Raw genomic sequence first — 19,160 nt, 5'->3', positions numbered from 1 at the left:
TGACGTTCCACTCGTCGTGACGGTTGTCGAGATCTTGGGCGAGTTGTTGTCCGCTCCGGGCGGCGGGCGCCGAGATCTCCGGTCGAGTGCGTCGCGCTGTCGTGACGGGGTGCGGCGCCGGCGGGCTTTGCTCTGCAGCCACCCGCGCGGCAGCCACGCTGCGTAACCGTGTGCGCCGATGGATGCAGAGCGAGGCGCCGGGAAACGCGGACGGCCGCGATGGGCGTGAGTGGCCGCCTCGGGGGCAGGGGCGTCGGGCGGGTCTGCCGTTTTCGCGGGTGGTGGTTATGGCCGCCGTCGTCAGGGCATGTCGTCTGACGACGCGACGACGAGGAGGTGCCATGGCCGCCGACGAGGCTCCCGCCCGTGACGGGCGCGACCGCACGGAGCCGGTGGGCCCGGACGACGGTCCGGACAGCCCGACCGACCTGACTGCGACGGGCTGGATGGCGACGCTCAAGCGGACCGTCCGGGAGTTCCAGGACGACAGCCTGACCGACTGGGCCGCCGCGCTCACCTACTACGGCGTGCTCTCCATCTTCCCCGGCGTGCTGGTGCTGATCTCGCTGCTCGGCCTGCTCGGTGACCGGGCCACGGAGGGGGTCCGGGACACCGTCGGCCAGGCGGTGCCGGAGGAGAACATCCGCAAGATCATCGAGAGCGCGATCGACCAGGCCGGCCAGTCCGGCGGGCTGGCCAGCATCGCGGCCGTCATCGGTCTGGTCGCGGCCTTCTGGTCCGCCTCCGGCTACATCGCCGCGTTCATGCGCGCCTCGAACAGCATCTACGACGTGCCGGAGGGGCGGCCGATCTGGAAGACGCTGCCGGTACGCCTCGGCGTGACCGCGGTGATCGGCGTGATGCTGCTGATCAGCGCTGTGATCGTGGTGTTCACCGGCGGCCTGGCCGAGCAGGCCGGAAACGCGATCGGGCTCGGCTCGACCGCCGTCACGGTGTGGAACATCGCCAAGTGGCCGGTGTTGCTGGTGCTGGTGAGCCTGATGTTCGCGATCCTCTACTGGGCTTCGCCGAACGCCCGGCACGGCGGCTTCCGCTGGGTCAGCCCCGGCGGCGTGCTCGCGGTGGTGCTCTGGCTCGTGGTGTCCGGCCTCTTCGCGCTCTACGTCAGCAACTTCGGCTCGTACAACAAGACGTACGGCGCGGTGGCCGGCGTGATCATCTTCCTGGTCTGGCTCTGGCTGAGCAACGTGGCCATCCTGCTCGGCGCGGAGTTCGACGCCGAGCTGGAGCGCAGCCGGGCCATCGCGGCCGGGCACCCGGCCGACGAGGAGCCCTACGTGGAGCTGCGCGACGACCGCAAGCTGCGCAAGAAGGGCAACGCCTCCTCCCACCACTGACCGCTGACCGCACCTCGCCGCCCCGCCCGGACGCGCCCGGGCGGGGCGGCGCGTTTTTCTGGCCCGGCACCTCTTTTGTTCGTATGGACAAAAGTTTGCATCAGGCGTGCCGAAGCTATGGACATGCGACCCGGAAGGCTCCTACTGTGTCGGACACAACACACATCGCCATGGTCGATGTGACGGACTTCCGATGCGGAGGTGACTGCCGGTGCGGACGGTCGACCCCCTGCACGTACGGCTCCTGCGGCTGCTCCGGGACGAGGGCGCGGTGTCCCGCGCCGAACTCGGCGACCGCCTCCAGATGCCCCGCCCGCGCCTGCTCGCCGAGCTGGAACGGCTCGTCTCCCTCGGGTACGTGGCCGAGGCCGGGCTGGCCGCCTCCCGGGGCGGGCGGCGCTCCACCCTGGTCGAGCTGAGCCCGCACCTGCGGTTCGCCGCCGTCGACCTGGGCGCCAGCTCGATCGACGTGGAGGTGGTCAACGGCCGGCTGGAGCCGGTGGCCGCCTACACCGAGACCGCCGACATCCGCTCCGGCCCGAAGGTGACGCTCCAGCGCGTCAACGAGCTGCTGCACAAGGCCAAGGTGGACGGCGCGTACGAGCGGCTCGACGCGGTCGGCATCGGCGTACCGGGGCCGGTGAGCTTCCGCGACGGCGTGCCGGTCTCCCCGCCGATCATGCCGGGGTGGGACCGGTTCCCGGTCCGCGAACTGCTGACCCGGGAGCACGGCTGCCCGGCGGTGGTGGACAACGACGTCAACATCATGGCGATCGGGGAGCGGCACGGCGGCGTGGCCCACTCGGTCGACGACTTCCTGTTCATCAAGATCGGCACCGGCATCGGCTGTGGCATCTACCTGCACGGCGAGGTCTACCGGGGCACCGACGGCTGTGCCGGGGACATCGGCCACATCCAGGTCGACCCGAACGGCCCGATGTGTTCCTGCGGCAACGTCGGCTGTCTGGAGGCGGTGTTCAGCGGCGCCGCGCTGGCCCGCGAGGCGACTGTCGCGGCCCGCACCGAGGTCTCCCCGGCGCTGGCCGAGCGGTTCGCCGCCCGGGGTGTGGTGACCGCGCTGGACGTGGCGCAGGGGGCGATCGAGGGGGACGTCTCCTGCATCCAGCTCATCCGGGACGGCGGCCGGCGGGTCGGCAGCGTGCTGGCCGGGCTGGTCAGCTTCACCAACCCGTCGATGATCGTGATCGGCGGCGGACTGGCCCAGCTCGGCCACATCCTGCTCGCCGAGATCCGCAGCGTGGTCTACCGCCGTTCGCTGCCGCTGGCCACCGGCAACCTGCCGGTCGTCCTGTCCGAACTGGGCCCGCGCGCCGGCGTCGCCGGCGCGGCCGTGCTGGCGAGCGACCTCGCGTTCGGAGAAGCAGCATGAGCGACACCGGGAAACCACTGGTCGAGGCGCCCGCGGACGCCGTCGCGGGCGAGGTGGTCCTGCGCCTCACCGACGTCGTCAAGACGTTCCCGGGGGTACGCGCGCTCGACGGCGTGCAACTGGAGGTACGCGCCGGCGAGGTGCACTGCCTGCTGGGGCAGAACGGCGCCGGCAAGTCCACGCTGATCAAGGTGCTGGCCGGGGTGCATCGGCCGGACTCCGGCGAGGTCGTGTGGCGGGGCGAGCCGGCGTCGTTCGCCAACCCGCAGGCCGCCATGCGCGCCGGCATCGCCACGATCTACCAGGAACTCGATCTGGTCGACGACCTGTCGGTGGCGGAGAACGCGTTCCTCGGCCACGAGCCGCGCCGGTTCGGCTTCGTCCGGCGGGGGCACATGGCCCGGCGTACCCGGCAGATCCTGGCCCGGCTCGGCCACCCGGAGATCCCTCCGGGGCGGCTGGTGCGGCACCTGCCCGCCGCCGGCAAGCAGATCGTCAGCATGGCGCGGGCGCTCTCCCACGAGGCCCGGCTGATCATCATGGACGAGCCGAGCGCGGTGCTGGCCCACGACGAGGTGGCGAACCTGTTCCGGATCATCCGGGAACTCACCGCGCAGGGCATCGCTGTCATCTACATCTCGCACCGGCTGGAGGAGATCCGCGAGATCGGCGACCGGGTCACCGTACTCAAGGACGGCCGGACCACGGCGGCGAGCCTGCCGGCCCGCGAGACGCCGACCCGCGACCTGGTCGCCCGGATGACGGGCCGGACCATCGAGTACGTCTTCCCGCAGCGCCCGGCCGACCACGGGGGTGGCGCGGAGCTGCTGCGGGTGGACGGGCTGACCCGGCCCGGCGAGTTCGCCGACGTCTCGCTCCGGGTCCGGGCGGGAGAGATCGTCGGCATCGCCGGGCTGGTCGGCTCGGGCCGGTCGGAGCTGCTGGAGACCATCTTCGGCGCGCGCCGGGCGCACGCCGGGACGGTCCGGGTGAACGGCCGGGCGCTGCGTCCCGGCAGTGTGGGCGCGGCGGTGCGGGCCGGGATGGGCATGGCGCCGGAGGAGCGCAAGAGCCAGGCGCTGCTGCTCGGTGAACCGATCTACCGCAACGTCACGCTCGCCACGTTCGGCAGGTACGCCCGCCTCGGGTTCACCGACGCCGGGCGGGAACGCGCCGAGGCGGACCGGATCGCCGAGTCGCTGGAGCTGCGGCCCCGCGACGTACGGCGGCCGGTGCGCACGCTGTCCGGCGGCAACCAGCAGAAGGTGGTGGTCGGCCGGTGGCTGCTCGGTGACACCCGGCTGCTGCTGCTCGACGAGCCGACCCGGGGCGTGGACGTGGGCGCCCGCGCCGAGCTGTACCAGGTGATCCGCGATCTGGCCGCCCGGGGCGTCGGGGTGCTGCTGGTCTCCAGCGAGGTGCCCGAGGTGCTGGGCCTGGCCGACCGGGTGCTGGTGATGCGGGAGGGCCGGGTGGTCCGCGAGGCGCCGGCCGGCGAACTGGACGAGAACACCGTGCTCGACCTCGTCATGGCGGGGTCCCTCATGGAAGGCGCACCGGCATGAGCGATGTAACCGAATCCGCCCTGCCCGCGCAGTCGCCGCCGGTGGAGCGGGCGGAGACCGCCAAGGTCGACGCGCCGGCGAAGCTCTCCTGGTGGCGCGGCGACGGCGGGGAGGGCGTCAAGCGCAACCTCGGCCTGCTCGCCACGCTCGTCGTGCTGGTGGTCATCGGCATCCTGACCCGCCCCGACCTCTACGGCGACCCGAACTGGGTGTGGGGCAACACGCTCACCATTCTCAAGCTCGCCTCGGTGGTCGGCGTGGTCACCGTCGGCATGACCTTCGTGATCATCGGCGGCGGCATCGACCTGTCGGTCGGCGCGATCGTCGCGCTGGCCGGGGTCTGGTGCACCACTGTCGCCACGCAGAGCTACGGCGCGGGCGGCATGATCTTCACCGCGCTGACCGTCGGGCTCGCCGTCGGCGTAGTGAACGGGCTGCTCGTGTCGTACGGGCGGCTGGTGCCGTTCATCGCCACGCTGGCGATGCTCGTCGCCGCCCGGGGGCTGGCGGCGGAGATCTCCGACAAGCAGACCCAGGTGTCGGGCAACACGTTCATCAACGGCATCGCCAGCACGAACGTGCTCGGCATCCCGCTGCTGGTCTACATCCTGGTGGCGGTGGTGGCGGCCGGCTGGGTGCTGTTGAACCGGACCACGTTCGGCCGCCGTACGGTGGCGGTCGGCGGCAACCCGGAGGCGGCCCGGCTCGCCGGCATCAACGTGCGCCGGCACACGGTGCTCCTCTACGCGCTGTCCGGCCTGTGCTGCGGCATCGCCGCGGTCATGCTGACCGCGCAGGCCACCTCCGCACAGGCGGCGATGGCCAACCTCTACGAGCTGGACGCGATCGCCGCCGCGATCATCGGCGGCACGCTGCTCAGCGGCGGGCGGGGCACGATCATCGGCTCCCTGCTCGGGGTGATCATCTTCTCCACGATCACCAACCTGTTCGCCATCAACAACCTCTCCGCCGAGGCCCAGAACATGGTCAAGGGCGGCATCATCGTCGCCGCCGTCCTGGTCCAGCAGGTGCAGTTCGGCAGCCTCACCCAGTTCCTCGCCCGCAACCGGGCCACCACCACCTGACCCCACCCGCGCACACCAGGCTGCAGTCGTACCGACTGCGGTCCGGCCCGCCACACCCGAAACCACCCCACCACCTCATCCCAGGAGGCGTCATGAGAACACCGCGCCATGACCTGTCCCGCCGCCGGCTGCTCTTCGGCGGGGCCGCGGTCTCCGCCGGGGTGCTGCTCGCCGGTTGCACCAGCAACGAGCAGAGCCCGACCGAGGCACAGACCAAGGCGGCCGGTTCCGGCGCCAACACCGAGCCGGGCAAGAAGGTGACCATCGGCTTCTCCGCCCCGGCCGCCGACCACGGCTGGATCGCCGCCATCACGAACAACGCCAAGGCGCAGGCCGGGGCGTACCAGGACGTGGAGCTGAAGTCGGTCGAGGCCGGCGCGGACGCGGCGGCCCAGCGGGCGGCGCTGTCCACGCTGATCTCGCAGAAGCCCGACGTGATCGTGCTGCTGCCGCACGACGGCAAGGAACTCAACGCGTTCGGCCTGGAGGCGATGAAGGCCGGCATCCCGGTGGTGAACCTGGACCGGGCCTTCCCGGACGCGCGCGCCTACCGGTGCCAGATCAAGGGCGACAACTACGGCATGGGGGTGGCCGCCGCCACGTACATCGCCGAGCAGCTCAAGACCAAGGGCGTGAGCAACCCGGTGATCGGCGAGATCCCCGGCATCGAGTCGCTGGAGCTGACCCAGGAACGGTCCAAGGGGTTCGCCGACACGCTCGCCTCGTACGGGTTCAAGGTCGCCAACCGGCGCCCGGCGGAGTTCACAGTCGACTCCGGGCAGCAGGCCGCCACCGGCCTGTTCCAGGCGCTGCCGAAGATCGACGCGGTCTGGAACCACGACGACGACCAGGGCATCGGCGTGCTCGCGGCGGTCAACCAGGCCAACCGCAAGGAATTCATCATGGTCGGCGGCGCCGGCTCCAAGAAGGCCATGGAGGACATCGCCGCCGACAACACGGTCCTCAAGGCCACAGTCACCTACAGCCCGTCGATGGCCTCCTCGGCCATCTCCCTGGCCCGCCTGATCGGCCAGGGCAAGGGCATGTCCGACCTGGTCGAACTCCAGGTACCGAAGGAGATCGTGCTCGCCTCCGAGACGATCACCAAGGAGAACGCGAGCGACTACCTGAAGCTCGGGTTCTGACACACGGGGGGAGACCCACCTTGTCCAGTCACGACAGCATCCTGCGGGTCGGCATGGTCGGCTACGCGTTCATGGGCGCCGCGCACTCCCAGGCGTGGCGCACCGTGAACCGGGTGTTCGATCTGCCGTCCCGGGTACGGATGGCGCTCGTCTGCGGCCGGGACGAGCCGAAGGTGGCCGAGGCCGCCGACCGGCTCGGCTGGGACGGCTACACCACCGACTGGCGGCGGCTCGTCGAGTCCGACGAGATCGACGTGGTCGACATCTGCACGCCGGGGGACAGCCACCGCGAGATCGCGCTCGCCGCGCTCGCCGCGGGCAAGCACGTGCTGTGCGAGAAGCCGCTGGCGAACAGCGTCGCCGAGGCCCGCGAGATGACCGGGGCCGCGGCCCGGGCCCGCGAGTCCGGGGTACGCGCGATGTGCGGCTTCAACTACCGGCGGGTGCCCGCTGTCGCCCTGATGCGGCAGCTGGTGGCCGACGGGCGGATCGGCGAGATCCGGCACGTCCGGGCGGTCTACCTCCAGGACTGGATCGTCGACCCGCAGTTCCCGCTGGTGTGGCGGTTGCAGAAGGACAGGGCGGGCTCCGGCGCGCTCGGCGACATCGGCGCGCACATCATCGACCTGACCCAGTACGTCACAGGTCAGCTCATCAGCGGGGTCAGCGCGCTCACCGAGACGTTCGTCCGCCAGCGGCCACTGGTCGCCGGGTCGAGCGGCCTGGCCGCGCAGGCCGACGGCAACGGCAGCGCCATGGGTCAGGTGACGGTGGACGACGCGGCGGTGTTCGTGGCCCGGCTCGACGGGGGAGCGCTCGCCACGTACGAGGCGACCCGGTTCGCCACCGGCCGCAAGAACGCCCTGCGCGTCGAGATCAACGGCTCGCGTGGCAGCGTCGTGTTCGACCTGGAACGCCTCAACGAGCTGGAGTTCCTGGACGCCACCCGGCCCGCCGCCGAGCAGGGCTTCAGCCGGATCCTGGTGACCGAGCCGGACCACCCGTACCTGGGTGCGTGGTGGCCGCCCGGCCACATCATCGGCTACGAGCACTCCTTCACCCACCAGGCGCGCGACTTCGTCGAGGCGGTCGCCACCGGCGCCGACCCGGCCCCGTCGTTCGCCGACGCGCTGCAGGTCCAGCTCGTGCTCGACGCGGTGACCCGCTCGGCCGAGCGGGCCGCCTGGACGGAGGTGGAGCCAGCGCTGGCCGAAGCTTCCGCCTGATCCGAGGCGGGCCAGGCCCGCCCGACACTCACCGGCGCCGGCCGGCGAGGGCCCGCCGCGGTTGCGCCCCGCGGCGGGGACGAGGCCGGCTCCGGGGAGCGTGCCGCCGGTGTCCGCCGGCACGACCAGCACGGCCCTCCGGTGCGGCCGGACCGGGATTCCCCGGCCGCACCGGCGGACCGGCCTTACCTGGGGAGGTAGCGCGAATGCGTACGGGTGTGTGGCTGGTGGGTGCGCGCGGCTCGGTCGCCACCACCGCCGTGGTCGGCGGGCTGGCCCTGCGGGCCGGGCTCACCGCGCCGACCGGATGCGTGACCGAGCTGCCCGGCCTGCGCGGGCCCGCCCTGCCGGGCTTCGCCGATCTCGTCTTCGGCGGCCACGACGTGGTCGCCACCCCGCTGACCAAACGCGCCGAGGCGCTCGCCGCCGCCGGGGTGCTGCCCGCCCGGCTGGCCGATGCCGTCGCGCCGGACCTGGCCGCCGTCGAGGCGGCGCTGCGACCCGCGCCGGCCGAGGGCGACCAGGGCGAGCGGATCGCCGCCGTGGTGCGCGACCTGACCGGGTTCCGCACCCGGCACGGGCTGGACCGGGTGGTGGTGGTGAACGTCGCCGCCACCGAGCCGGCGCCCGCACCGCACCCGGCCCACCACGACCTGGCCACGCTGCGCGACGCGCTGACCGGCCCGGCCGGCGTGCTGCCGCCCAGCTCTGCCTACGCGTACGCGGCGTTCACCGCCGGCTGCCCGTACGTGGACTTCACCCCGTCGACCGGCGCCCGCCTGCCGGCCCTGGCCGCGCTCGCCGCCGAACGCGGGCTGCCGTACGCCGGGCACGACGGCAAGACCGGCGAGACGCTGCTCAAGTCGGTGCTCGCGCCGATGTTCGCGATGCGGCACCTGGCCGTGCGCTCCTGGTCCGGCACGAACCTGCTCGGCGGCGGCGACGGCGCCACGCTCGCCGACCCGGCCGCCAACGCCGCCAAGGTCGGCAGCAAGCAGCGGGTGCTCGCCGAGACGCTCGGCTACCTGCCCCAGGGCCACACCCGGATCGAGTACGTCGAGGAACTGGGCGACTTCAAGACCGCCTGGGACCTGATCACGTTCGCCGGTTTCCTCGGCACCGGCATGCGGATGGAGTTCACCTGGCACGGCTGCGACTCGGCGCTCGCCGCGCCGCTCGTGCTGGACCTGGCCCGGCTCACCGCCGCCGCGCACGCCGCCGGCCGCCACGGCCCGCTGACCGAACTGGCGTTCTTCTTCAAGGACCCGCTCGGCGCGACCGGCCACGCGCTCGGCGAGCAGTGGACGGTGCTGCGGGACTTCGCCGCCGGCCTGCACGCCCGGGTGACGCCGTGACCCGCCTGGCCGACCTGGCCGAGCTGGTCCGGGCGCCGGCCGCGCTGTCCGTACCCGGGGATGTGCTGTCCGGCGCCGCCGCGGCCGGGGCGCTGGACCGCCGTACGCCCGCCCTGGCCGGCGCGTCGGTGCTGCTCTACTGGGCCGGGATGGCCGCCAACGACTGGGCGGACCGGCGGCTGGACGCGGTCGAACGGCCGGAACGGCCGATCCCGTCCGGCCGGGTGCGCCCGTCCGTGGCGCTCGGCGTCGCGTCCGGCCTCACCGCCGCCGGACTCGCGGTCGCCACCGCCGCCGGGGGCCGCCGGGCGGCGGCGGTCGCGCTGCCACTCGCGGCCACCATCTGGGGGTACGACCTGCGCGCGAAGAACACCGCCGCCGGCCCGGCGGTGATGGCCGCGTGCCGTGGGCTGGATGTGCTGCTCGGCGCGTCCGGCGGCCGGGTGGTCCGGGCGCTGCCCGCAGCGCTCACCGTCGCCGCGCACACCTGGACGGTGACCGCGCTGTCCCGCCGCGAGGTGACCGGCGCGGACCGGCGTCTGCCGGGCCTCACGCTGGCCGGTACCGCGCTGATCGCGTTCACCACCCCGGCCCGGCCCACCGTGTTAAGCGGGGCCCCCTCCTCTACCGGATGCGTTAAGAGGGGGCCCTTCCTTCGGCTCGGGGAGCTGGTGCCGGCGGTGCTCGCGGCCGGGTACGCCGTCCGGTACGGCCGGGCGCAGGCCCGGGTGCTCGCCGATCCGTCACCGGCCCGGGTGCGCGCCGCCGTCGGGGCCGGGATCACCGGGCTGCCCGCCTTGCAGGGCGCGCTCACCGCCCGCGCCGGGGCCCGGCTGCTCGGCCTCGCCGTGGCCGGCGCCGCCCCGCTCGGCCGCCGCCTGGCCCGACTGATCTCGCCGACATGACCGCCGCCGACCCGCTCTCCGGCCCCGGCGCGCTGCGTTTCGGGTACGGCACCAACGGCTTCGCCAACCACCGCCTCGGCGACGCGCTGGCGGTCCTCGCCGACCTCGGCTACCAGGGTGTCGCGCTCACCCTCGACCACGACCACCTGGACCCGTTCGCCCCCGGGCTGATCCGCCGGGTGGCCGCCGTGCGACGCCGGCTGGACGCGCTCGGGCTGTCGGTGGTGGTCGAGACCGGCGCCCGCTACCTGCTCGACCCCTGGCACAAGCACGCGCCGACGCTGCTGCACGACGACCCGGCCCGGCGGGTGGAGTTCCTGCGCCGGGCCGTGCGGATCGGTGCCGAGCTGGGCGCGGAGGCGGTCTCCTTCTGGGCCGGCGTACGCCCGCCCGGCGTACCGCCCGACGTCGCCGCCGACCGCCTCGTAGCGGGCTGCGCGGTGGTCTGCGCCGAGGCGGCGGAGGCGGGCGTGCCGCTGGGCTTCGAACCGGAGCCGGGCATGTTCGTCGAGGACGTCGCCGGGTGGCGGCGGCTGCGCGAGGCGCTCGGCGCGCCGCCCGGCTTCGGCATCACGCTCGACATCGGGCACTGCCGGTGCCTGGAGCCGCTGCCGGTGCCGCGGTGCGTGTCCGAGGTCGCCGCGCACCTGGTCAACGTGCAGATCGACGACATGCGCCGAGGCGTGCACGAGCACCTGGAGTTCGGCGCCGGCGAGATCGACTTCCCGCCGGTGCTGCGTGCCCTGGCCGACGCCGGCTACCGCGGGCTGGTGGCGGTGGAGCTGCCCCGGCACTCGCACGCGGCACCGGCCGTCGCCGCCCGCTCACTGGACTTCCTGCGCGCCGCCGCCTCGCGCGGCGAGGGGCGGTGACCCACCACCTTCCACCCGGCAGAGGGGAGACGGCATGACACCCGACCGACTGCGCGCCGCGCTTCGGGGCGTACCCGATCCGCAGTGGCTGGACGCGGCGCTGCGCCGCGTCGCGACCGAACCCACGGCGATCGAACGGTTCTTCGCCACCGCCGCCCGGCGGTGCGGTCGCGGGCCGCTGCCCGACCCGCCCGGCTGGACGGCCGACGAGGCGGCCCGCGCGCTGCTGCTGACCACGCTGCCGAACGGCCACGCCGCCGCGGCCGAGACGCTCTACCGGCAGGGCGACGCCGCCGAGAAACGCGCCGTGCTGCGCGCGCTGCCGCTGCTGCCCATCGGCGCGGAGTGCGTGCCGCTGCTGCACGACGCGATCCGCACAAACGACACCCGGCTGGTCGCCGCCGCGCTCGGCCCGTACGCCCGGCACCTGGAGCAGCCGGCCTGGCGGCAGGCGGTGCTCAAGTGCGTGTTCACCGGTGTGCCCCTGGCGGTGGTCGACGACCTGCCGGAGCGGGCCGACGGCGAGCTGGCCCGGATGCTCGCCGCGTACGCCGCCGAGCGGCACGCCGCCGGCCGGACCATGCCCGACGACGCGGCCGACCTGCTGCGCCGGCTGACCATCCCCACCCCGGAGGCGTGACATGCGCATCTTCGACCCGCACATCCACATGACGTCCCGCACCACCGACGACTACGAGCGGATGGCCGCCGCCGGGGTCCGCGCGCTGGTCGAGCCGGCGTTCTGGCTGGGCCAGCCGCGCACCAGCGTGGACAGCTTCGTGGACTACTTCGACTCGCTGATCGGCTGGGAGCCGTTCCGGGCCGGGCAGTTCGGCATCCGGCACCACGCCACAGTGGCGCTGAACCCGAAGGAGGCGAACGACCCGCGCTGCCGCCCGGTGCTCGACCTGCTGCCCCGCTACCTGGACAAGGACGGCGTGGTGGCCGTCGGCGAGATCGGCTACGACGCGATGACGCCGGCCGAGGACGCCGCGCTGGCCGGGCAGCTCGCCCTGGCCGTCGCGTACGACCTGCCCGCGCTGGTGCACACGCCGCACCGGGACAAGGCACGCGGCGTACGGCGCACGCTCGACGTGGTCGCCGAGTCGGACATCGCGCCGGAACGGGTGCTCGTCGACCACCTCAACGAGGTGACTGTGGGGCTGGTCCGGGACACCGGCTGCTGGCTGGGCTTCTCCATCTACCCGGAGACGAAGATGTCGCCGCCGCGCATGGTCGAGCTGCTGAAGCGGTACGGGACCGAGCGGATGCTGGTCAACTCGGCCGCCGACTGGGGGCGGTCGGACCCGCTGCTGACCCGGGCCACCGGGGAGGCGATGCAGCTGGCCGGGTTCAGCGCCGACGACGTGGACCGGGTGCTGTGGCGCAACCCGGTCGAGTTCTACGGCCAGTCCGGCCGGCTCGACCTGACCGCCCTGGAGGCGAACGACCCCACCTTCGCCGGCAACTCGATCCTGCGCGGAGGCGAGTGATGCGGTTGCGCCACGCCGACGGCACGACCGTCCATCTCGGCTACTGCACGAACGTCCACCCGGCCGAGGACCTGCCCGGCATCGTCGCCCAGCTCGACACGTACGCGGTAGCGGTGCGCCGGGCGCTCGGCGCCGACCTGCTCGGGCTCGGGCTCTGGCTGGCCGCGCCGGTGGCCGCCGCGCTCGCCGCCGACCCGGCGGCCCGCCGCCGGCTGCGTCACGAGCTGACCGTGCGGGGCCTGGAGGTGGTCACGCTCAACGGCTTCCCGTACGCCGCGTTCCAGGCCCCGGTGGTCAAGGGCGCGGTGTACCACCCGGACTGGACCACGCCGCAGCGCTCGGCGTACACGCTGGACCTGGCCCGGGTGCTGGCCGACCTGCTGCCCGACGACGCGGTCCACGGGTCGGTCTCGACGCTGCCGCTGGCCTGGCGTACGCCGTGGGACACCGCGCGCGCCGCGACCGCCCGGCGCCGGCTCGACGCGCTGGCCGACGGGCTGGCGGCGGTGCAGCGGGAGACCGGCCGGGTGATCCGGGTCGGCTTCGAGCCGGAACCCGGCTGCCTGGTGGAGTCGACGGGACAAGCACGCGAGGTATTCTCAGCCATGGATACCGACCGGCTCGGGATCTGCCTGGACCTCGCACACCTGGCGTGCGCCTGGGAGCAGCCGGCGGATGCCCTGGCCGGGCTGCGTGCCGCCGGTCTCCCCGTGGTGAAGGTCCAGGTGTCCGCCGCCGTCGAGGCGCCCGATCCGGCCGGGGCGGGCGCGGCGTTGCGCCGCTTCGTCGAGCCGAGGTTCCTGCACCAGACCCGCGCGGCCGGTTGCGCCGGCGCCGCCGATCCGGCCGATCCGGCGTACGCGGCCGACGACCTCGACGCCGCGCTCGACGCGGGGCTGCCCGGTGCCTGGCGGGTGCACTACCACGTGCCGCTGCACGCCCCGCCCGAACCGCCGCTGCGCTCCACGGTGCCGGTGCTGCGGGAGGCGCTCGCCGCGCTGTTCGCCGGTCCGGCCGCCGGCTGCGACCACCTCGACGTCGAGACGTACACCTGGGGGGTGCTGCCGGAGGCGCGGCGGCCGCGCGGCGACGCGGAGCTGGCCGCCGGCATCGCCGCCGAGCTGGCCTTCGCCCGCGACGAGCTGACCGCGCTCGGGCTGGCGCCGACGGCGGTGATGTCCTCGTGAGCGCGAGGAGTGAGCCGGTCCTGCGAGCCCCGCAGTCGCGAACGAAGGCCGGCACCGCATGAGCCGGCGGCTGGTGGTGCTCGACGTGGTCGGGCTGACCCCGCGGCTGCTGGCGCACATGCCCCGGCTGCGCGCGGTGGCCGACGCCGGGTTCGCCGCCGAGCTGGGCACCGTGCTGCCGGCGGTGACCTGCTCGGCGCAGTCCACGTTCCTCACCGGCGAGCTGCCCGCCGGGCACGGCGTGGTGGGCAACGGCTGGTACTTCCGCGACCTGGGCGAGGTGCTGCTCTGGCGGCAGCACAACGCGCTGGTCGGCGGCGAGAAGGTGTGGCAGGCGGCCCGCCGCGTCGAGCCGGGCTACCGGGTCGCGAACGTCTGCTGGTGGTACGCGATGGGCGCGGACGTGGACTGGACGGTCACGCCGCGCCCGGTCTACCACGCCGACGGGCGCAAGGAGCCGGACTGCTGGACCGACCCGCCGCGGCTGCGGGACACGCTCACCGACGCGCTCGGCACGTTCCCGCTGTTCAGCTACTGGGGGCCGGGCGCGGGGCTGCCGTCCTCGGCGTGGATCAGCCGGGCGGCGCAGCGCATCCTCGCCGACCACGCCCCCGACCTGACCCTTGTCTACCTGCCGCATCTGGACTACGACCTGCAACGCTTCGGTCCGTCCGGGCCGGAGGCCGCCGCCGCGGCGGCGGAGCTGGACACCGTGCTCGGCCCGCTGCTGGACGCGGCCCGTGATCGGGAGGCTACTGTGGTGGCGTTGTCCGAGTACGGCATCACCGACGTGTCCCGCCCGGTGGACGTGAACCGGCTGCTGCGCGCCGAAGGATTGCTGCGGGTCTACACCCAGGCCGGGATGGAATACCTCGACCCGTGGACGTCACGGGCGTTCGCGGTGGCCGACCACCAGGTGGCACACGTCTACGTCCGGGATCCGGCGGACGTGCCGGCGGTGGCGAAGCTCTGCGCGGCGCTGCCCGGCGTGGCCGAGGTGCTGGACGCCGCCGGGCAGGCCGGGTACGGCCTGGACCATCCCCGCTCGGGCGAGTTGGTGCTGGTGGCCGAGCCGGACGCCTGGTTCACCTACTACTACTGGCTGGACGACGCGCGGGCACCCGACTTCGCGCGGCTGGTGGAGATCCACCGTAAGCCGGGCTACGACCCGGCCGAGCTGTTCTTCGATCCGGCCGCTCCGGGCGCGGCGAAACGTCGTGCGGCGGTGGCGCTGGCGCGCAAGAAGCTCGGCCTGCGCTATCTGATGAACGTGGTCGGGCTGGACGCCGGGGCGCGGGCGGTGCGTGGTTCGCACGGGCGCCTGCCGGCCGATCCGGCGGACGGCCCGGTGCTGCTCTGCTCCGACCCGGCCGCGATCCGGCCCCGGGTGGAGGCGACCGATGTGAAGGCGTTGTTGCTGGAACTCGCCGGATTGGCCTGGGAGGCACCATGACCGTGACCGTCGCACCGACCGACCCGGCCCTGCTTCGGGGCCGTTTCGACGCCGAGCTCGCCGCGTTCCTGGACGCGAGAGGGCCGGGTCGGCCGGACGACGGTACGGGGACTGTTCACTCCGCTTTGCGCCGGTTCGTGCTGGCCGGTGGGAAGCGGCTGCGACCGCTGTTCTGCTACTGGGGCTGGCGGGGCTTCGGCGGCCCGGACGAGCGGCCGATCGTGGTGGCCGCGGCGTCGCTGGAGCTGTTCCACGCGTTCGCGCTGATCCACGACGACATCGTGGACCGCAGTGACCGCCGCCGGGGAGCGCCCACGCTGCACCGCTTCTTCGCCGACCTGCACGAGCGGTCCGGCTGGCGCGGCGACCCGGCGGCGTACGGCCGGCAGGCGGCGGTGCTCTGCGGGGACCTCTGCGCCACCTGGTCGGCGCAGATGTTCCACGGCTGCGGGTTGCCGCCCGAGCGGCTGCGCGGCGGGCAGGTCCTGCTGGCCCGGATGCGCTCGGAGGTGATCGCGGGGGAGTACCTGGACGTGGTCGCGGCGGCCGGGGACGGTTCGGTGGCGAGCGCGCTCGCCGTGGTGCGGCTGAAGACGGCCCGTTACACGGTGACCCGTCCGGTGCAGATCGGCGCCGCGCTGGCCGGCGCGACGCCGGCGGAGGTGGCGGCGCTGGCCGGGTTCGGCGATCCGCTCGGGGACGCGTTCCAGCTCCGCGACGACGTCCTCGGCGTCTTCGGCGATCCGGCGGTGACCGGAAAGTCCAATCTGGACGACCTGCGCGAGGGCAAGCCGACGGTGCTGCTGGCGCTGGCCCGGGCGTCCGCCTCCCCGGCCGGGGTGGCCCGGCTGCGCGAGCTGGTCGGCGATCCGGCGCTGGATCAGGCGGGCGCCGCCGAGGTGCGGGGCATCGTCGAGGAGTCCGGCGCCCGGGAGGCGGTGGAGCGGATGATCCGTACCCGGGCCGACGCGGCAGTGGTCGCGCTGGACGCGGCGGGGCTCGCGGAGCCGGCCCGGCGGGTGCTCGCCGCGCTCGCGGAGCGGGCTGTCGACCGCCGCGAGTGACACCTACTTTTGTCGCGTGGCGGCGAAAGTGTAAGCCTATCGATCAGAAGCTATGGACAGGCTGATCGAAAGGTTTTAATGTCGTGCACAGTACCTAGCTGACCCGACGAGGCGATCCGCCCCCGTACCGCCCGCCTCGCCGAGGCGCAGCATCCCCCGCTCGGCATCCGGCGCGACGCGCGCCCGGTCCTGGCTGCGCGCGTCAGGAAGGGACAGCACAGCATGTCCAGCCACCACCACCCCCGTGCCCGACGACCGTTCGCCGCTGCCGCAGCGCTGCTGCTCGCGGCCACCGCCGGCACCGTCACAGCGGCCGCGGCGCCCGTCCCGGCGTCCGCCCACCCGATCACGGCGAGCGACTTCCAGCAGGTCGAACTCGCCCGCGGCGTCGCCGAGACCGGCGAACCGATGTCCCTGGCGGTGCTGCCCGACCGGTCGGTCCTGCACACCGCCCGCAACGGCACGCTGCGCCGCACCGACGCGGCCGGCGCCACCACAGTCATCGGCACGCTGCCGGTCTACACCCACGACGAGGAGGGGCTGCAGGGCGTCGGTGTCGACCCCGGCTTCGCCTCCAACCGGCACATCTACCTCTACTACGCGCCGCCGCTGTCCACCCCCGCCGGCGACGCGCCCGCCACCGGCACCGACTTCTCCGCCTGGCAGGGCGTCAACCGGCTGTCCCGGTTCACGCTCAACGCCGACTTCACGCTCAACCAGGCCAGCAAGGTCGACGTGCTCGACGTACCGGCCGACCGGGGGCTGTGCTGCCACGTCGGCGGTGACATCGACTTCGACGCCGCCGGCAACCTCTACCTGTCCACCGGCGACGACACCAACCCGTTCGACTCGGCCGGATACGCGCCGATCGACGAGCGCACCAACCGCAACCCCGGGTACGACGCGCAGCGCAGCGCCGGCAACACCAACGACCTGCGGGGCAAGATCCTGCGGATCAAGGTGAACGCCAACGGCACGTACTCGATCCCGGCCGGCAACCTCTTCGCGCCCGGCACCGCGCGGACCCGCCCGGAGATCTACGCGATGGGCTTCCGCAACCCGTTCCGGATCAGCGTCGACAAGGCCACCGGCATCGTCTACGTGGGCGACTACGGGCCGGACGCCGGCACCACCACCGCCCGCGGCCCGTCCGGGCAGGTCGAGTTCAACCGGGTCACCGGGCCCGGCAATTACGGCTGGCCGTACTGCACCGGCACCAACACGGCCGCCGAGACGTACGCCGAATGGGACTTCGCCACCGGCACCGCCGGACCGAAGTACAACTGCACGGGCGGGCCGACGAACAACTCGTTCCGCAACACCGGCCTGACCACGCTGCCGGCGGCGAAGCCGTCCTGGATCCGCTACGCCGGTGACGCGGGCAGCCCGCCCGAGTTCGGCGGCGGCTCCGAGTCGCCGATGGGCGGCCCGGTCTACCGGTACGACGCGGCGAACCCGTCCACCACCAAGTTCCCGCAGTCGTTCGACGGGCAGTTCTTCGCCACCGAGTTCGGCCGGGGCTGGATCAAGCCGATCCACGTCAACGCGGACGGCTCACCCGGCACCATCGACAGCTTCCCGTGGACCGGCAAGCAGGTGATGGACTCCGCGTTCGGCCCGGACGGGGCGTACTACGTGCTCGACTACGGCACCGGCTACTTCAACGGCGACGCCAACTCGGCGCTGTACCGCTTCGACTACCTGGGCGGCGCCAACCGCGCCCCGGTGGCCCGCGCCGCCGCCGACCGGACCTCCGGCGCCGCGCCGCTCGCGGTGGCCTTCTCCTCGGCCGGCTCGTCCGACCCGGAGGGCGGCGCGCTCACGTACGCCTGGACGTTCGGCGACGGCGGCACCTCCACCGCGGCGAACCCCTCGCACACCTACACCGCCAACGGCAGGTACACCGCCACGCTCACGGTGCGCGACCCGCAGGGCGCCACCGGCACCGCCAGCGTGACGATCACCGTCGGCAACACCGCGCCGACAGTGGTCATCGAGACACCCGGCAACGGCAAGCTGTTCTCCTTCGGCGACACCGTGCCGTTCCGGATCACCGTCACCGACCCGGAGGACGCCACCATCGACTGCACGAAGGTCAAGATGACCTACGTGCTCGGCCACGACCAGCACGGCCACCAGATCACCTCGGCGACCGGCTGCACCGGCTCGATCGCCGTACCCGTCGACGGTGAGCACGACGACGCGGCGAACATCTTCGCGGTCTTCGACGCCGAGTACACCGACTCCGGCGGCCTCACCACGCACACCCAGCACACGCTCCAGCCCCGGCACCGGCAGGCCGAGCACTTCAAGACCTCGTCCGGGATCAACACGTTCGACAAGGCCACCGCGGAGGGCGGCAAGACCGTCGGCGACATCCACAACGGGGACTGGATCGCGTTCCAGCCGTACCTGCTCGCCGACGCCACCGGGTTCACCGCCCGGGTGTCGTCCGCCGGGGCCGGCGGCACGCTCCAGGTACGGGCCGGCTCGGCCACCGGCGCCGTGCTCGGCTCGGCCACCGTCCCGGTCACCGGCGCCTGGGACACGTTCACCACAGTCACCGGCACGATCGCCAATCCGCCGGCCGGCACCACCACGCTCTATCTGACGTTCGCCGGTGGCACCGGGGCGCTCTACGACCTGGACGCGTTCACGCTCACCACGTCGGCCGTGCGCACCGGCCCGGTGAAGGGCCTGGCCGGCAAGTGCCTGGACGTGCGCAACGCCGCCACCGCCGACGGCACCCAGATCCAGCTCTACACCTGCAACGGCACGACGGCGCAGTCGTGGACCGTGACGCCGAACGCCACGGTGAAGGCGCTCGGCAAGTGCCTGGACGTGTCCGGCGGGGCCAGCGCGGACGGCACGAAGATCCAGCTCTACGCGTGCAACGGCACCGGCGCGCAGAACTGGTCGGCGCAGGCCGACGGGACGCTGCGCAACCCGCAGTCGGGCAAGTGCCTGGACGTGTCCGGCAACAACTCGGCCGACGGCACGGCGGTGCACCTGTGGACCTGCACGGGTGCGGCCAACCAGAAGTGGACGCTGCCGTGAGGTGG

General features: G+C 73.5%; 15 protein-coding genes. All 15 read left to right on the top strand.

The genetic code is table 11. The features are described from left to right. The first annotated feature begins 341 nt into the window (after positions 1-341). Complete coding sequence (locus tag HA073_RS15415) at positions 342-1,358, top strand: YihY/virulence factor BrkB family protein (protein WP_043329080.1); 1,017 nt, start codon at positions 342-344, stop codon at positions 1,356-1,358. Between the two features lie 211 nt (positions 1,359-1,569). After that, positions 1,570-2,748, top strand: a complete 1,179-nt coding sequence (locus HA073_RS15410) for an ROK family protein (protein ID WP_043329082.1) — start codon at positions 1,570-1,572, stop codon at positions 2,746-2,748. Further along, a complete protein-coding gene (locus HA073_RS15405) occupies positions 2,745-4,313 on the top strand; it encodes a sugar ABC transporter ATP-binding protein (RefSeq protein ID WP_166456719.1) in 1,569 nt (522 codons plus the stop codon). The genes HA073_RS15410 and HA073_RS15405 overlap by 4 nt, the downstream gene beginning before the upstream one ends. Further along, on the top strand, positions 4,310-5,398 hold the full coding sequence (locus tag HA073_RS15400) for an ABC transporter permease (RefSeq protein ID WP_166456718.1): 1,089 nt from the start codon (positions 4,310-4,312) through the stop codon (positions 5,396-5,398). Before HA073_RS15405 ends, HA073_RS15400 begins: the two co-directional genes overlap by 4 nt. Positions 5,399-5,490: 92 nt before the next feature. Continuing rightward, positions 5,491-6,543, top strand: coding sequence for a substrate-binding domain-containing protein (locus tag HA073_RS15395; protein ID WP_043329088.1), 1,053 nt, complete (start codon positions 5,491-5,493; stop codon positions 6,541-6,543). Positions 6,544-6,596: 53 nt separating this feature from the next. Beyond that, positions 6,597-7,769 carry a Gfo/Idh/MocA family protein gene (locus tag HA073_RS15390; RefSeq protein ID WP_375336237.1) on the top strand — a complete coding sequence of 391 codons (1,173 nt, stop codon included), beginning with the start codon at positions 6,597-6,599 and terminating at the stop codon, positions 7,767-7,769. A gap of 206 nt (positions 7,770-7,975) precedes the next feature. Continuing rightward, the gene (locus tag HA073_RS15385) at positions 7,976-9,124 is read left to right on the top strand and encodes an inositol-3-phosphate synthase (protein WP_166456716.1); all 1,149 of its coding nucleotides are present in this window, start codon (positions 7,976-7,978) and stop codon (positions 9,122-9,124) included. Continuing rightward, positions 9,121-10,029 (top strand): SCO3242 family prenyltransferase, encoded by a 909-nt coding sequence (locus tag HA073_RS15380; protein ID WP_166456715.1) that lies wholly within the window; start codon positions 9,121-9,123, stop codon positions 10,027-10,029. The genes HA073_RS15385 and HA073_RS15380 overlap by 4 nt, the downstream gene beginning before the upstream one ends. Continuing rightward, on the top strand, positions 10,026-10,901 hold the full coding sequence (locus tag HA073_RS15375; protein WP_166456714.1) for a sugar phosphate isomerase/epimerase: 876 nt from the start codon (positions 10,026-10,028) through the stop codon (positions 10,899-10,901). The genes HA073_RS15380 and HA073_RS15375 overlap by 4 nt, the downstream gene beginning before the upstream one ends. A 34-nt stretch (positions 10,902-10,935) precedes the next feature. Beyond that, positions 10,936-11,541 carry an EboA domain-containing protein gene (locus HA073_RS15370; RefSeq protein WP_069088872.1) on the top strand — a complete coding sequence of 202 codons (606 nt, stop codon included), beginning with the start codon at positions 10,936-10,938 and terminating at the stop codon, positions 11,539-11,541. A gap of 1 nt (position 11,542) precedes the next feature. After that, positions 11,543-12,394, top strand: a complete 852-nt coding sequence (locus HA073_RS15365; protein WP_166456713.1) for a TatD family hydrolase — start codon at positions 11,543-11,545, stop codon at positions 12,392-12,394. After that, positions 12,394-13,581: a metabolite traffic protein EboE gene (eboE, locus tag HA073_RS15360; protein ID WP_166456712.1), complete on the top strand. Its 1,188-nt coding sequence runs from the start codon at positions 12,394-12,396 to the stop codon at positions 13,579-13,581. Before HA073_RS15365 ends, eboE begins: the two co-directional genes overlap by 1 nt. A gap of 58 nt (positions 13,582-13,639) precedes the next feature. Further along, entirely contained in the window at positions 13,640-15,034 is a 1,395-nt protein-coding gene (locus HA073_RS15355; protein ID WP_166456711.1) for an alkaline phosphatase family protein, read from the top strand. After that, positions 15,031-16,098 carry a polyprenyl synthetase family protein gene (locus HA073_RS15350; RefSeq protein WP_166456710.1) on the top strand — a complete coding sequence of 356 codons (1,068 nt, stop codon included), beginning with the start codon at positions 15,031-15,033 and terminating at the stop codon, positions 16,096-16,098. Before HA073_RS15355 ends, HA073_RS15350 begins: the two co-directional genes overlap by 4 nt. A gap of 222 nt (positions 16,099-16,320) precedes the next feature. Further along, positions 16,321-19,155, top strand: a complete 2,835-nt coding sequence (locus tag HA073_RS15345; RefSeq protein WP_043329107.1) for an RICIN domain-containing protein — start codon at positions 16,321-16,323, stop codon at positions 19,153-19,155. Positions 19,156-19,160: the final 5 nt, after the last annotated feature.

The organism is Micromonospora sp. CMU55-4 (genome assembly GCF_011602315.1).
In the GTDB taxonomy this organism is placed as follows: Bacteria; Actinomycetota; Actinomycetes; order Mycobacteriales; family Micromonosporaceae; genus Micromonospora; species Micromonospora chalcea.
The sequence above is the reverse complement of the archived record's forward strand: the minus strand, read 5'-3'. Positions and strand labels throughout refer to the sequence as shown.